This window comes from Jiangella alba (assembly GCF_900106035.1).
In the GTDB taxonomy this organism is placed as follows: domain Bacteria; phylum Actinomycetota; class Actinomycetes; order Jiangellales; family Jiangellaceae; genus Jiangella; species Jiangella alba.
This window is the reverse complement of sequence record NZ_FNUC01000004.1, coordinates 3,042,602-3,055,907: the sequence shown is the minus strand read 5'-3', so window position 1 is coordinate 3,055,907 and position 13,306 is coordinate 3,042,602. Positions and strand designations below refer to the sequence as shown.

The following is a 13,306-nucleotide window of genomic DNA, read 5'->3' as shown; positions in this document are numbered from 1 at the left end:
GGTGAGCGAGCACATCGTGGTGGCCCAGCCGGTCGACGACGACGGCCTGCGCCGGGTGCGCGACCTCGTGGGCCCAGGCCGCGTCGACTGCATCGCACCGTGCGGCCCGGACGAGCGGCTGCCCGCCGCGCTGGCCCGCACGGCGACCGTGCTGTTCGCCGACCAGCTCCCCGCCGGCGTCGAGGACCTGACGGCGCTGCGCTGGCTGCAGCTCGGGTCGGCCGGCTACGCCCAGCTGGCCGGCGCGCCGCTGCGCCCGGACGTCGCCGTCACGAACGCCAGCGGCGTCAACGACATCCCGATCGCCGAGTGGTGCCTGCTGATGATGCTCACCCTGCGGCGGCGGCTCCCGGCCATGCTGGCCGAGCAGCGGGCCCGCCGCTGGAACCGGGCGGCCGCGTTCCAGGCGGAGCTGCGCGGCGGGCGGGTGGGCTTCGTCGGCTACGGCAACGTCGGGCAGGAGGCGGCCCGGCTGGCGCGGTCGGCCGGTCTGGAGATCTGGACGCTGACCCGCTCCGCGCCCGGACCGCGCACGGGCCGGTTCGACCCGCTGGACCGGCCGGCCTCGGACTGGCCGGAGCCGGACCGCGCGTTCGGCTTCGACCGCGGCGCGGAGTTCTACGCCGGCCTCGACTACCTGGTCGTCGCGACGCCGTCGACGTCGTCGACCCGCGGGCTGGTCGACGCCGCGGCGCTGGCGGCGCTGCCGTCGCACGCGGTGCTGCTCAACCCGGCCCGGGCGCACATCGTCGACGAGCCGGCCCTGCGCGACGCCCTGGTCTCCGGCGGCATCGCCGGCGCCGCGCTGGACACGCACTACCGGTCGCCGCTGGCCGCCGACGACCCGGTGTGGGAGCTGCCGAACACGGTCATCACGCCGCATGTCTCCGGCTCCACCGGCAGCACCTACTTCCTGCCCCGCCTGTGGGACCTGTTCCACCGCAACCTCACCCGGCGCCTCGCGGGCGAGCCGCTGCTCAACCTGATCGACCCGGCGGACCTCGAGCTGGGCCGGTGACCGACCTCGTCCGCCGGCTGGAACGGGCCGTGCCGGGCGGCGTCGACGCGTCCACGCGGCGGCGGGCGGAGTACTCGTCGGACGCCTCGAACTACCGGGTGGTGCCGCGTGCCGTGGTGTTCCCGCGGCACGTCGACGAGGTGCTCGCGGCGGCGGAGGTGGCCCGGGCGGCCGGGGTGGCGCTGACGGCGCGCGGCGGCGGCACGTCGGTGGCCGGCAACGCCGTGGGGCCGGGCGTGGTGGTCGACTTCTCCCGGCGGCTGAACCGGGTGCTGGAGGTCGACCCGACGTCGGCCACCGCGCTGGTGCAGCCGGGGGCGGTGCTGGCCGAGCTGCAGGCGGCCGCCGCGCCGCACGGCCTGCGGTTCGGGCCGGACCCGTCGACGTCGTCGCGGTGCACCGTCGGCGGGATGATCGGGAACAACGCCTGCGGCCCCCGCGCCGTCGCGTACGGAACCACGGCGGCGAACGTCGTCGAGCTGGACTGGCTGGACGGCGCCGGGCGGCGGTTCACCGCCGGGCGCGGCCTGGACCCGGTGCCCGGCCTGGCCGACCTGGTGCGCGCGAACCTCGGCGTGCTGCGCACCGAGCTGGGCCGGTTCGGCCGCCAGGTCTCCGGCTACTCGCTGGAGCACCTGCTGCCCGAGCGCGGCGGCGACCTCGCCAAGGCGCTGACCGGGACCGAGGGCACCTGCGGGCTGCTGCTCGGCGCGCGGGTGCGGCTGGTGCCGGTCACGCCGGCGCGGGCGCTGGCGGTGCTCGGGTACCCGTCCATGCCGGCCGCCGCCGACGCCGTCCCGGCGCTGCTGGCGCACCGGCCGCTCGCCGTCGAGGGCCTGGACCGGCGGCTGGTCGACGTCGTGCGCCGGCACCGCGGCCGCGTGCCGGAGCTGCCGGCCGGGGCCGGCTGGCTGCTGGTCGAGATCGGCGGCGACGACGAGGCCGCGGCGCTGGCCGCCGCCCGCACCGTCGCGGCCGGTGCGGGGGCGCTGGCCTGCCGCGTCGTGGCCGCGGGCCCGGAGGCGGCCGCGCTGTGGCGGATCCGCGAGGACGGCGCCGGGCTGGCCGGCCGCACGCCGTCCGGCGCCCCGGCCTGGCCGGGCTGGGAGGACGCCGCCGTCCCGCCGGAACGGCTGGGTGCCTACCTGCGCGACTTCGACGCGCTGCTCGCGCAGCACGGGCTGGACGGCCTGCCGTTCGGGCACTTCGGCGACGGCTGCGTGCACGTGCGGCTGGACCTCCCGCTGGACGGCGCGCCGGAGCGGCTGCGGCCGTTCCTCGTCGACGCGGCCCGGCTGGTGGCGTCGCACGGCGGCTCGCTCTCGGGCGAGCACGGCGACGGGCGGGCCCGCGGCGAACTGCTGCCGCTGATGTACTCGCCCGCCGCGATCGCGCTGTTCGAGCGGTTCAAGGGCCTGCTCGACCCGGACGACCTGCTCAACCCGGGTGTCGTGGTGCGGCCCGCGCCGGTGGACGCGCAACTGCGCCGCCCCGCGGCCCGGCCGCTGCCCGCCGACGGCGGGTTCCGGTTCGCCGACGACGACGGCGACCTCACCGCCGCCGTGCACCGCTGCGTCGGCGTCGGGAAGTGCCGGGGGGACACGTCGGCGGCGGGCGGCTTCATGTGCCCGTCGTACCTCGCCACCCGCGACGAGAAGGACTCCACGCGCGGCCGCGCCCGAGTCCTGCAGGAACTGGCCAACGGCACGCTGGTGGACGGCGGCTGGCGGGCGGCGGAGGTGCACGACGCGCTGGACCTGTGCCTGTCGTGCAAGGCCTGCGGCACCGACTGCCCCACGGGCGTCGACATCGCGACCTACAAGTCCGAGCTGCTGTACCGCGCCTACCGCGGCCGGCTCCGGCCCCGACGGCACTACCTGCTCGGCCGGCTGCCGTCGTGGGCGCGGCTGGCCGGGCTGGTGCCGCGTGCGGTCAACGCGGTGCTGGCGGTCCGGCCGCTGCGACGTGCGCTGCTGCGCCTCGGCGGCCTGGACCCGCGCCGCGACGTGCCGCGGTTCGCCGTCCGCCCGTTCCGCCGGTGGTGGCGACGGCGGCCGGCGGTACCGACCGGGCCGGCGGGGCGCGGGCCCGTGCTGCTGTGGGTCGACTCCTTCACCGACGCGTTCTCCCCCGGCGCGGCGCGGTCCGCCGTCCGCGTGCTGACCGCGGCCGGGTACGTCGTCACCGTCTCCGCCGGCGAGGTGTGCTGCGCGCTCACCTGGATCACCACCGGCCAGCTGGACCACGCCAAGGCACGGCTGCGGCGGCTGCTGGCGGCGTTCGAGCCGCACGCCCGGGCCGGCACGCCCATCGTCGGGCTGGAGCCGTCGTGCACCGCCGTGCTGCGCTCGGACCTGGTCGAGCTGCTCGGCGACGACCCGCGCGCACACACTGTCGCGGCCGTCACGCGCACGCTGGCCGAGCTGCTCGACGACGCCGCCGACTGGACCCCGCCGGACCTCGCCGGCGCCGCCGTCGTCGCCCAGCCGCACTGCCACCAGCACGCCACCGCCGGCTACGACGCCGACCTGCGGGTGCTGGGCCGGGCCGGCGCCTCCGTCAGCGCCATCGCCGGCTGCTGCGGCCTCGCCGGCAACTTCGGCATGGAGGCCGGCCACTACGACGTCTCGGTCGCGGTGGCCGAGAACGGGCTGCTGCCGGCGCTGCGCTCCGCGCCCGGCGCCGTGCTGCTCGCCGACGGCTTCTCCTGCCGCACCCAGGCCGAGCAGCTGGCCGGCCGCAGCGGCGTCCACCTGGCCGAGCTCCTCGACCCGGAGCGCTTGACATGGAACGATGTTCCGGGTGTGCTCCGTGGCCGGCGCTCGCCCTCCCGGCCCCGAAAACACCCATGATCATGACGATCCACGCCCACCCGCTCCGGCATGTCCCACCGCGACTCGCCGCTGGACGGCCCGGACGCACCGGCCCGGCTGCGGGCCGCGCTCACCGTCCGGAGCGCCGTCGTGTCGGCGCCCGAGCCCGGCCGCGCCTTCCTCGACGTCGGCCGCCGCGACGCCTCCTTTCGACCAGAGCCTGCCGATCGCGCCGGCGGTCCGCCCACGCGGCGCGCTGCTCAACCTGATCGGCCCGGCGGACCTCGAGCTGGGCCGGGCAACGGGCCACGCCGGGCGGCGTCGACGACGGCGTCGGGTGCGGCGGCGCGGGGTCGGCCACCCCGCCAGGACCGCACCACGTCATTCCATGTCGAGTATCCAAGGTGCGATGATCCGCGGCCATTGACATGGAATGACGTGCCGGGTTTCCTCGTTCCACGTGACCCGGTGTCGGAGGTGCGGTCACGACCCGAACCCGGTGCGACCCAGTTGCCCGGAACCCACCATGTGGAGGTGTTCGATGAGCCGCCTTGCCCAGACCGCGGCCTGCGGCTGCGACCGGTGTCACCAGAGGACTGGGCGGCATTGGCGCAGGTTCGGTGGCATCGCCATGTCGGGGATCGCGATCATGACGCTCCTGGCCGGCGATCCGCGGAGCTCGTCGGCCACCGTGGTCCCGCTGGCGTCAGGCGCCGCACCCGGCGAGTACGGCGTGACGCCCGGCGCGGAGTGGAGTGTGAGCAGCCCTGGCCCCGGCCAGCTCAGCGCCTTCCCGCAAGCGTTCGCGACCGACCGCGTCACCGATGGCGTCACCGAGCGGCAGGTCCACGTCAGCTGGGCGGAGAACCGTGATTCCACCCTGGCCGAGAGCATCGATGCGCATGCGGTGTCGAAGGACGGTGCGATCACCTTCGACCGATACGACGAGTTCCTGCCCGCCTTGAACATGGCCCGCCTGGATGATGGGTCGCTGCTGTCCGTCGAGTTCGTGCCGGGCCCGGTCGATGCGGAGACCGGCGACATCACGCTGAACGTCGCCCGCTCCACCGACCTGGGCGAGACCTGGGCCCGGGGCACCGCGGCCGTCGAGGACACCGTCGGGTTCTCCTGGATCCGGGCCCACCGGGGCATCCTCCAACTCGTCGACGGCACTTTGCTGATGCCCATCTACGGCCTGGCACGTGGCGACACACGGAACCGGTCGGCACTGCTGGCGAGCGTGGACAGAGGCAACACCTGGACCGTGCGCAATCCCGCGATCCTGCCGCCCACAGCGACGCTCGGCACGAACGAGATGGCGATCAGCCGCACCAGTGACGGCCGCCTGATCGGCTTCCTGCGTGGTGACGGCCAGGCGGCGGTCTTCCAGACCTACTCCGACGACGACGGCGAGACCTGGACGACGCCGCAGGTCATCGACGCTCCCGATGGTGCGCCCACAGGTGCGGTGGACCCGGGTGTGGTGCTCCAGCCCAATGGCATGCTCCTGCTCACCTACGGCAGGCCGGACAACTCGTTGCTGGTGAGCCGCGACGGGACCGGACGCATCTGGGACGACTACCACAACGTCTTCGCCAACGCTCCCCGCGGAGGGCCCGCACGGACCACCGGTTCCAGCGGCAACACCGCGATCGTCAGCGTCAGCGCGAACCAGTCGGTCATGTTCGGCGACGCCTGCGCCAACATCTGGGGTTGCCGGGAGTACGGCCAGCTGCACCGCGTCTGGGCCCGGATGATCGACGCCGTCACACCCGGCACCGGCAAGCTCGACCTCGCGACGAAGGTCGCCTCCGGCAGCGTGCACCTGTCCGGCGATGTGCTCGATGGGCCCGACGCCTTCCCCGAGACGCGCATCGAGGGCGCCGTCGACGGCAGCGCCGACCGCTACGCCGCCGCACCGATCGCCGAGGACGGCACGTTGATCGTCGAGCTGGATCAGGTGTACACGCTGGACAAGATCGGGTTGATGCTGGCCTACGGCACGGCTCAGGACGCCGACGTCCAGCTGTCCATCGACGGGCGAGCGTGGGGCAAGCCGGTCGTCAAGATCCGCGACACCGTCGACTACTCGGTGCGTTACCACCAGATCGAGCCCACCCAGGCCAGGTACGTCAAGATCAACGCCCCGAGCGGCGGCACTCTGGACGCGGTCACCGAGCTGGAGTTGTACGCCGCAGACACCATGACCTTCGAGAACGACGCCGTGAACACCGTACCGAGAGGATTCACCGACACCCGCCATGCCGTGGTCGCGGACACGATCATCCCCGGCGCCGACAGCAGCCGCCGGCTGACGCTGGTCGACTGGGACGCCGAGGCGGCCGCCACCGCAACGCTCCCGGCGCCGGCCACACCCGAGCAGCGTGTCTCCTTCCAGTACGCCGGCTCGGCGTACGGCTCGACAGGAGTCGTCTTCTCCATCCCCGGCCAGACCGCCGACGGCCAGACCACGACCGCGTGGCAGTTCTGGGTGACGGCCAACGCGGCCGCCGGCACCTTCCGCGTACGGGCGCACACAGGTTCGGGCTGGACCGACATCGGAACCGTGCCGTACGCGCCGGCCGAGACCTGGATGCCGGTGACGATCGACACCACCGCCACCGAGGCCCGATTCAGCCTCAACGGTGCGACCTTGGAGACGACCGCTCGCTGGAACGACGCCGCCGGTTTCACCGGCATCACCGTCAGCTCCTACACCGTCGAGTCCGCTTCGGGCTCGCAACACGACTTCGACGACTTCCGGGTGAGTCCGCTGAGCTGACGGTGCGGCGGCCGGCCCGGGTTCAGACGCACACCGAGCCCGGGCTGTCCGCCGCGTTGACATGGAACGCCTTGCCATGACTAGGCTTCGGCGTGACGGCCGTCCACCACCTCACCGACCGGAACGCCTTCCTGCTGCGGGGCGACGGGTTCGCCTACGCGCTCGCCGTCACCCCTGACGGCGACCTGCGCCACCTGCACTGGGGCGGGCCGCTCGAGCCCGCCGACGTCGCCGCCCTGCTGGCCGACGACGCGCGCGACTTCGGCTCCAACACCTGGTCCAGCCCGCGCGCACACGCCGAGGAGCTGGTCGCGCACGGCGGGCGCAGGCTGGACGAGACCGCGCTCAAGGTGGAGTTCGCCGACGGCGTCCGCGCGCTCGACCTGGCCTACCGGTCGCACACCGTCAGCGCCGATCAGTTGACGGTCCGGCTCGCCGACCGGCACTACCCGTTCGCCGCCGACCTGCACTACAGGGTTCGCGGCGGCGCACTGGAGCGGTGGACCACGCTGGTCAACGACGGCGAGACGCTCGTCGCGCTCGACCGGGCGTACTCCGCGAGCTGGGGGCTGCCCTGGCAGCCGCGCTGGGAGGCGACCTGGCTGGCCGGCATGTACGCGGCGGAGACGCAGGTGACGCGGCGCCCGCTCGGTCCGGGCCGGTTGGTGCTGGAGTCGAGGCGCGGCATCCCCGGGCACGCGGCGCAGCCGTGGCTGGCGCTGGACGCCGGCGCGGGCGACGAGGCGGGTGCGGTCTGGAGCGTCGCGCTGGCGTGGAGCGGCTCGTGGCGGCTGGCGGCCGAGCTCGCCTACGACGGCCGGCTGCACGTCACCACCGGCGTCAACGACTTCGACCTGCGGCACCCGCTGGCGCCGGGCACGTCGTGGACCACCCCCGTCACCGTCGGTGTGTACACGTCCGCCGGGCACGACGACCTCACCGACCGCTGGCACGCCTACGAGCGCCGGTTCGTCGTGCCGCGACCCGATGTCGTCCGGCCGGTCCTCTACAACGGCTGGGAGGCGACGTTCTTCGACGTCCGCCCGGAGTCGCAGCTCGAGCTGGCCCGGCGGGCGGCCGGCCTGGGCGCCGAGCTGTTCGTCGTCGACGACGGCTGGTTCGCCGGGCGCGACGACGAGAGCGCGGGCATCGGCGACTGGACCCCGGACCGTGCCGCCTTCCCCGACGGCCTGACGCCGCTGGCCGACGAGGTGCACGCGCTGGGCATGCGGTTCGGCGTCTGGGTCGAGCCCGAGGCGGTCAGCCCCGACAGCGACCTCTTCCGCGCCCACCCGGACTGGATCTACCAGTGGCCGACCCGCCCGCGCACCCTCGCCCGGCAGACCCACCTGCTGGCGCTGAGCCGCCCGGACGTCCGCACGCACCTCGTCGAGGCCCTGGACGCGCTGCTGTCGTCGGCGCCGATCGACGCCCTGAAGTGGGACCTCAACCGGCCACTCACCGAGGCGTCGGACGGGGTCGGCAACGGCTCGGTCTGGCTCGCGCACGTCGAGGGCTTCTACGAGGTGCTCGACCGTGTCCGCGCCCGGCACCCGGACGTCTGGATCGAGAGCTGCGCGTCCGGCGGCGGCCGGGCCGACCTCGGCGTCATGGCGCGCACCGAGTGGGTCTGGCCCAGCGACCAGACCGACGCGCTGGAGCGGCTGTCGATCCAGCACGGTTACACCTATGCCCACTCACCGCACACGATGATGGCCTGGGTCACCGACTCCCCCACCTACCTCACCAAACGCGAGATCCCGCTGCGGTTCCGGTTCCACTCGGCGATGACGGGACTGCTGGGCATCGGCGGGAACCTGGCGCACTGGCCGTCGGCGGACCTGGCGGAGGCCGCCGAGTACGTCGCGCAGTACAAGCAGGTGCGGGCGACGGTGCAATACGGCGTCATGCGGCGGCTGAGCGGCGCGCCCGACGACGTGACGGCGCTCAGCTACCGGTCGCCGTCCGGTCATCAGGTCGCGGTGTTCGCGTTCGCGCCGTCGGTGCGGCACCTGCGGCGGACGGTGCAGCTACGGCTGCGCGGCCTCGACCCCGCGGCCGTGTACGTGGACGGGGCGACCGGGACGCGGTACAGCGGGGCGTTGCTCATGCATCACGGCCTGCGGGTCGGGCTGGTCGGCGACTACGCCAGCGAGCTGGTGGTCCTGGACCGCGCGTGAGCCCGCCGGCCAGCCGCGGCCTTGACATGGAATGATGTTCCGTGTGTGCTCCTGGCACGCGTTGGCGCACTTTCGGAACCTGGAGACCTCCATGAAGATCATGACGATCTACGCCCACCCCGCCGACACCATCACCAACTGCGGCGGCACGCTGGCCCAGCACGCGCAGCGCGGCGACGAGGTGGTCGCGCTGATCCTCAGCCACGGCGGGCGCATCCACGCGAACAAGTACGCCGAGGAGTGGCGCAAGGACGCGCCCGACGACGCCGTCGCGGCAGCCGGCCTGGACGCCATCGTCGCGAACAAGAAGGACGAGCTGGACCGCGCGGCCAAGATCATCGGCATCGACCGGATCATCACGCTGGACCACGAGGACACCTACGCGACCGTCCACGAGGACGTCGTCGAGGAGATCGCCGAGCACCTCGCCGCCGAGCAGCCCGAGATCGTCATCGCCGACCACCCGCGCAGCCCCGCCTACTTCGACGCGCACTCCGTCGCGACCGGCATGGCGCTGGCCGCGCTCGCCCGCGCCGGGACCTACCTGCGCAACCTCGACGGCCGCGACGAGGTGCCGGTGCGGCAGGTGTTCCTCACCGGCCTGCCGGTGTACAACCTGGACGCGCTCAGCCTCAACGGGGTGCGCAACGACTGCTACGTCGACATCACCGGCGTAGTCGGCACCAAGCTGGCGGCGATGGACCAGTTCGTCAGCCAGGGCTACCACGGCGTGTTCGCCCGCAAGCTGGTGGAGTCGTACAACGGCGAGGCCGGCCGGGCCGCCGGGGTCAACTTCGCCGAGGCGTTCGTCCGCCTCTACAACGAGACCCACCAGCACCTGCCGGTCACCGAGGCGGCCCTGGCGACCGATCCGCTGACCAGGCACATCGCCTACTCCTCGGTGAACCTGCGGGGCACCTACCCGGTACGGTGACGCCCGTGACGCCTTCGATCATCGGCCGGTCCGTCCACGAACTGCCCACCCCGCTCGCCGTCCTCGACGACGCCGCGCTGGAGCACAACCTCGCCACCATGGCGACGTGGTGCCGCGAGCACGACGTCGAGCTGCAGCCGCACGGCAAGACGACGATGGCGCCGGCGCTGTTCGGCCGCCAGCTGGCGGCCGGCGCCACCGGCATCACCGCGGCGACGCCGGCCCAGGTGCGGGTCATGCGGGCGCACGGCGTGCCCGCGGTGCAGCTGGCCAACGAGCTGGTGCAGCCCGGCGAGGCGGCCTGGGTGGCGCGCGAGGTGGCGGGTGGGTTCGGGTTCCGCTGCTGGGTCGACTCGGTGGACGGGGTGTCGATCCTGCAGGACGCCTTCGCCTCGGCGGGGGCCGTCGCCGACGTGCTGCTGGAGGTCGGGAAGGCCGGCGGGCGCACCGGCACCCGCGACGCCGCCGGCCGCGACGCCGTCCGGGCCGCGATCGGGCGCTCGCCGAACGTCCGGCTCACCGGCGTCGCCGGGTACGAGGGCTCGGTGGCGGGCGACCGCACGCCGCCGTCGATGGCCGCCGTCCGCGAGTACCTCGAGACCCTGCGGGCCGCCGGCGCCTCGGTCGCCTCCGACGTCGACGGCGAGGTGGTGCTGTCGGCCGGCGGCAGCATGTTCTACGACGTCGTGGCGGACGTGCTGGGCGGCGGCGGGCGGGTGATCCTGCGCAGCGGCTGCTACGTCACGCACGACTCCGGCATGTTCCGCCGCAACTCGCCGCTGGACGGCCCGGACGCGCCGGCCCGGCTGCGGGCCGCGCTCACCGTCTGGGGCACGGTCGTGTCGGCGCCCGAGCCCGGCCGCGCCTTCCTCGACGTCGGCCGCCGCGACGCCTCCTTCGACCAGGGCCTGCCGATCCCGCTGGCCGTGCTCCCCCGCGGCACCGCCGACGTACGCCCGCTGGACGGCGCCGAGGTCACCGCGCTCAACGACCAGCACGCGTTCGTGGCGGTACCACCAGGTACCATCCTCACCGTCGGCGACCGCGTCCAGCTGGGCATCTCGCACCCCTGCACGACCTTCGACAAGTGGCGCCATATCGCTCTGGCCAGCCCCGACGCCATCGTCACCGACGTCGTCGAGACCTGGTTCTGATCAGTACGCCGACAGCTATCTCGGCATCGACACCGGGCTCGGCACCGAGCCGGTACATCGCCGCGAGGCGCCCGAAGGCGCCGGGGAGCTGGAGCGGCTCGTCGCCGCCCAGCTGGTCCGCCCGCCGCGCACGCCGTACCGGCGTCCGTCCCGGCGGCTCACGCCGCCACCGGGCGTCACCTCGGCCGGCCTGCTCGACCGCGACGACCGGGTCTGACGTGCACGTCTACGTCGACACCAGCGCACTGCTCAAACGGGCGCTCCAGGAGGACGAGTCCGACGCGCTCGAGCAGGCGCTGGAGCAACACGTCGACGACGGCGACGCCATCGTCACGTCGTCGCTGGCCGGGCTCGAGGTCGGCCGCGCCCTGCTGCGCGTCACCGAGGGCCTGGTCGTCCAGGACGGCGTCGACGACGCTCTGGCCGGCGTGGCCGAGCGGCACGTCACCGAGGACATCGTCGGCCTGGCCCGGCGCATCCGGCCATCGGTGCTGCGCTCGCTCGACGCGATCCACCTGGCCACGGCATTCGTGCTCGACGTCGAGCTGATGATCACCTACGACCACCGGCTGGCCGACGCCTGCCGGTACAACGCCCTCCGGGTCGCCGCGCCGGGCCGTCCTACGCGCTGAGCAGCGCCGGGAAGACGTGGTCGCGGAGGAGGGGTGCCACCGCGGCGGCGCCGGCCGGGTGCAGCCAGCGCAGCTCGGCGATCTCGCGGGCGGCGACGGGCGGGGCCGGCAGGGTGGCGGTGTACACCGTGGCGGTGACCGAGGCGCCGGGCTCGTTGGCGGCGGGTGCGGTCCAGACGCCCAGCGAGGTGAGGTCGGCCGGGCGCAGCGCGACGCCGATCTCCTCGTCGACCTCGCGCAGGGCGGCCGCCGCGGGGTTCTCGCCGGGCTCGAGCTTGCCACCGGGCAGCATGAACGCGTGGGTGTCGCGCTTGCGGACGGTCAGCACCCGCGACTCCGCGTCGAGGAAGCACACCGCCGCGACGACGAAGTGGGGCGAGAGCACGCCTCCCACCGTACCGTCCGTCACCCGCGCTGCAGCAGCCAGAACGCCGCCGCGGCCACCACGGCGACCACCACGTTGAGCGCGGTCAGCCAGGCCCGGGCTCGCCGCCGGCGCGGATAGCGGCCGGCCCGCACGCCGAGCCCTGCGACGGCCCACGCGATGCCGGCGAGCACGGCGGCGGCGACCGCGATCATGGCGTGGTTCGGGCCGTCGCACGACACGGAGTCGGCGGTGCAGGAGCGGAACGGCCCGCCCTGCCCGCTGGAGTCGTACCGCCCGGCCGCCAGCACCACGGCCGCCACCAGGAACCCGTGCACCGGGACGAGCAGCGCCATCACGCCCGCCGAGACGGCCGCGCCACGCCCCGGGCGGGCCGCCTGCGCCCGCTCCTCGGTGACCGCCATCAGTGCGGCGCCGCCGCGGCCTCGGGCGACAACGGCGCGAGGCCGGCCGCCGCCTGGTCCGGCTCCGCCTCCGGCGGCGTGCCCGTGCCGCCGAGCTCCGCCAGGGCGATGCCGGCCAGCACCACCAGCCCGCCGACGACCTGGGCGGCGGACAGGCTCTGCCCGAGCCACACCCACGCCACGACGGCGGACCCGACCGGCTCGGACATGCCGATGACGCCGCACGCGGTCGGCGAGATGTGCCGCAGCGCCGCGAGGTTCAGCCCGTACGCGACGATCGTCCCGAACACCACGATCCACAGCACCGTCGACCACGCCGGCACCGACACCGCGTCGAACGCGCCCAGCAGCGACGTCTCGCGGCCCAGCGGCGCGAGGTCGACCGTCCACCACGGCTGCGCGACCGCCCAGAACAGCGCCGCGAACGCGAACATCCAGAACGTCAGCGAGAGCGAATCGCGGTGACCGGACATCCGCGAGCCGACCAGGTAGTAGCTGGCCAGGCAGGCCGCCGCGCCGAACCCGGCCAGCACGCCGACGGTGTCCAGCCCGATGTCGGTCCACACCTGCGCCACCAGCGCCAGGCCGATCAGCGCGACGCCGATGCCCAGCCAGGTCTGCCGGCGGATCCGCTGCCGCAGCACCGCCCAGCTGAACAGCGCGACCATCGCCGGTGCGGTGAACTCCAGCAGCAGCGCGATGCCCACCGGCAGCCGGTCGATCGCCGTGAAGTACAGCCACTGCACCAGCGCACCGCCGGCCACGCCGAGCACGAGCAGGAACGGCAGCTCGCGCAGCCCGATGCGCAGCCGCCCGGGCGCGATGACGGCCACCGCCACCAGCAGGATCAGCGCGGCGCCGGTCGAGCGCAGCGCCGCCAGCACCGACGGGTCCAGCCCCGCCTCCAGCGCGACCTTCGACATGGACGCGTTGACGGAGAAGAACACCGCGGCGAGGACGACGTAGGCGACGCCGCGGGCCGGGTTCTGACGACTCATCCGGCG

10 protein-coding genes are annotated in these 13,306 nt (G+C 74.3%); 7 read left to right on the top strand and 3 right to left on the bottom strand.

Annotated features, from left to right (window positions below; all coding sequences use genetic code 11):
* The first annotated feature begins 1 nt into the window (after nucleotide 1).
* The 7 genes from BLV02_RS32105 to BLV02_RS32075 all read left to right on the top strand — a co-directional run bounded on the left by BLV02_RS32105 (nucleotide 2) and on the right by BLV02_RS32075 (nucleotide 11,513).
* Complete coding sequence (locus tag BLV02_RS32105) at nucleotides 2–1,018, top strand: NAD(P)-dependent oxidoreductase (RefSeq protein ID WP_074946852.1); 1,017 nt, start codon at nucleotides 2–4, stop codon at nucleotides 1,016–1,018.
* Nucleotides 1,015–3,870 carry an FAD-binding and (Fe-S)-binding domain-containing protein gene (locus tag BLV02_RS32100; RefSeq protein ID WP_216094270.1) on the top strand — a complete coding sequence of 952 codons (2,856 nt, stop codon included), beginning with the start codon at nucleotides 1,015–1,017 and terminating at the stop codon, nucleotides 3,868–3,870. Before BLV02_RS32105 ends, BLV02_RS32100 begins: the two co-directional genes overlap by 4 nt.
* Nucleotides 3,871–4,480: 610 nt before the next feature.
* Nucleotides 4,481–6,613, top strand: a complete 2,133-nt coding sequence (locus tag BLV02_RS32095) for an exo-alpha-sialidase (protein ID WP_171906759.1) — start codon at nucleotides 4,481–4,483, stop codon at nucleotides 6,611–6,613.
* Between the two features lie 92 nt (nucleotides 6,614–6,705).
* On the top strand, nucleotides 6,706–8,793 hold the full coding sequence (locus tag BLV02_RS32090) for an alpha-galactosidase (protein ID WP_069112028.1): 2,088 nt from the start codon (nucleotides 6,706–6,708) through the stop codon (nucleotides 8,791–8,793).
* A 91-nt stretch (nucleotides 8,794–8,884) separates the two neighbouring features.
* Nucleotides 8,885–9,727, top strand: a complete 843-nt coding sequence (locus BLV02_RS32085; protein WP_069112029.1) for a PIG-L deacetylase family protein — start codon at nucleotides 8,885–8,887, stop codon at nucleotides 9,725–9,727.
* A gap of 5 nt (nucleotides 9,728–9,732) precedes the next feature.
* On the top strand, nucleotides 9,733–10,881 hold the full coding sequence (locus BLV02_RS32080; protein WP_216094271.1) for an alanine racemase: 1,149 nt from the start codon (nucleotides 9,733–9,735) through the stop codon (nucleotides 10,879–10,881).
* A gap of 218 nt (nucleotides 10,882–11,099) precedes the next feature.
* Nucleotides 11,100–11,513 carry a type II toxin-antitoxin system VapC family toxin gene (locus tag BLV02_RS32075; RefSeq protein ID WP_069112030.1) on the top strand — a complete coding sequence of 138 codons (414 nt, stop codon included), beginning with the start codon at nucleotides 11,100–11,102 and terminating at the stop codon, nucleotides 11,511–11,513.
* Here the strand turns inward: BLV02_RS32075 and BLV02_RS32070 are convergent.
* The 3 genes from BLV02_RS32070 to BLV02_RS32060 are packed head-to-tail and all read right to left on the bottom strand — an operon-like array spanning nucleotide 11,503 to nucleotide 13,300.
* Nucleotides 11,503–11,898, bottom strand: a complete 396-nt coding sequence (locus tag BLV02_RS32070; protein ID WP_069112303.1) for an NUDIX hydrolase — start codon at nucleotides 11,896–11,898, stop codon at nucleotides 11,503–11,505. The two genes, BLV02_RS32075 and BLV02_RS32070, sit on opposite strands and share 11 nt — an antisense overlap.
* A 20-nt stretch (nucleotides 11,899–11,918) precedes the next feature.
* Nucleotides 11,919–12,302 (bottom strand): hypothetical protein, encoded by a 384-nt coding sequence (locus tag BLV02_RS36895; RefSeq protein ID WP_069112031.1) that lies wholly within the window; start codon nucleotides 12,300–12,302, stop codon nucleotides 11,919–11,921.
* Nucleotides 12,302–13,300, bottom strand: coding sequence for an EamA family transporter (locus BLV02_RS32060; protein WP_069112032.1), 999 nt, complete (start codon nucleotides 13,298–13,300; stop codon nucleotides 12,302–12,304). The genes BLV02_RS36895 and BLV02_RS32060 overlap by 1 nt, the downstream gene beginning before the upstream one ends.
* Between the last annotated feature and the right edge of the window lie 6 nt (nucleotides 13,301–13,306).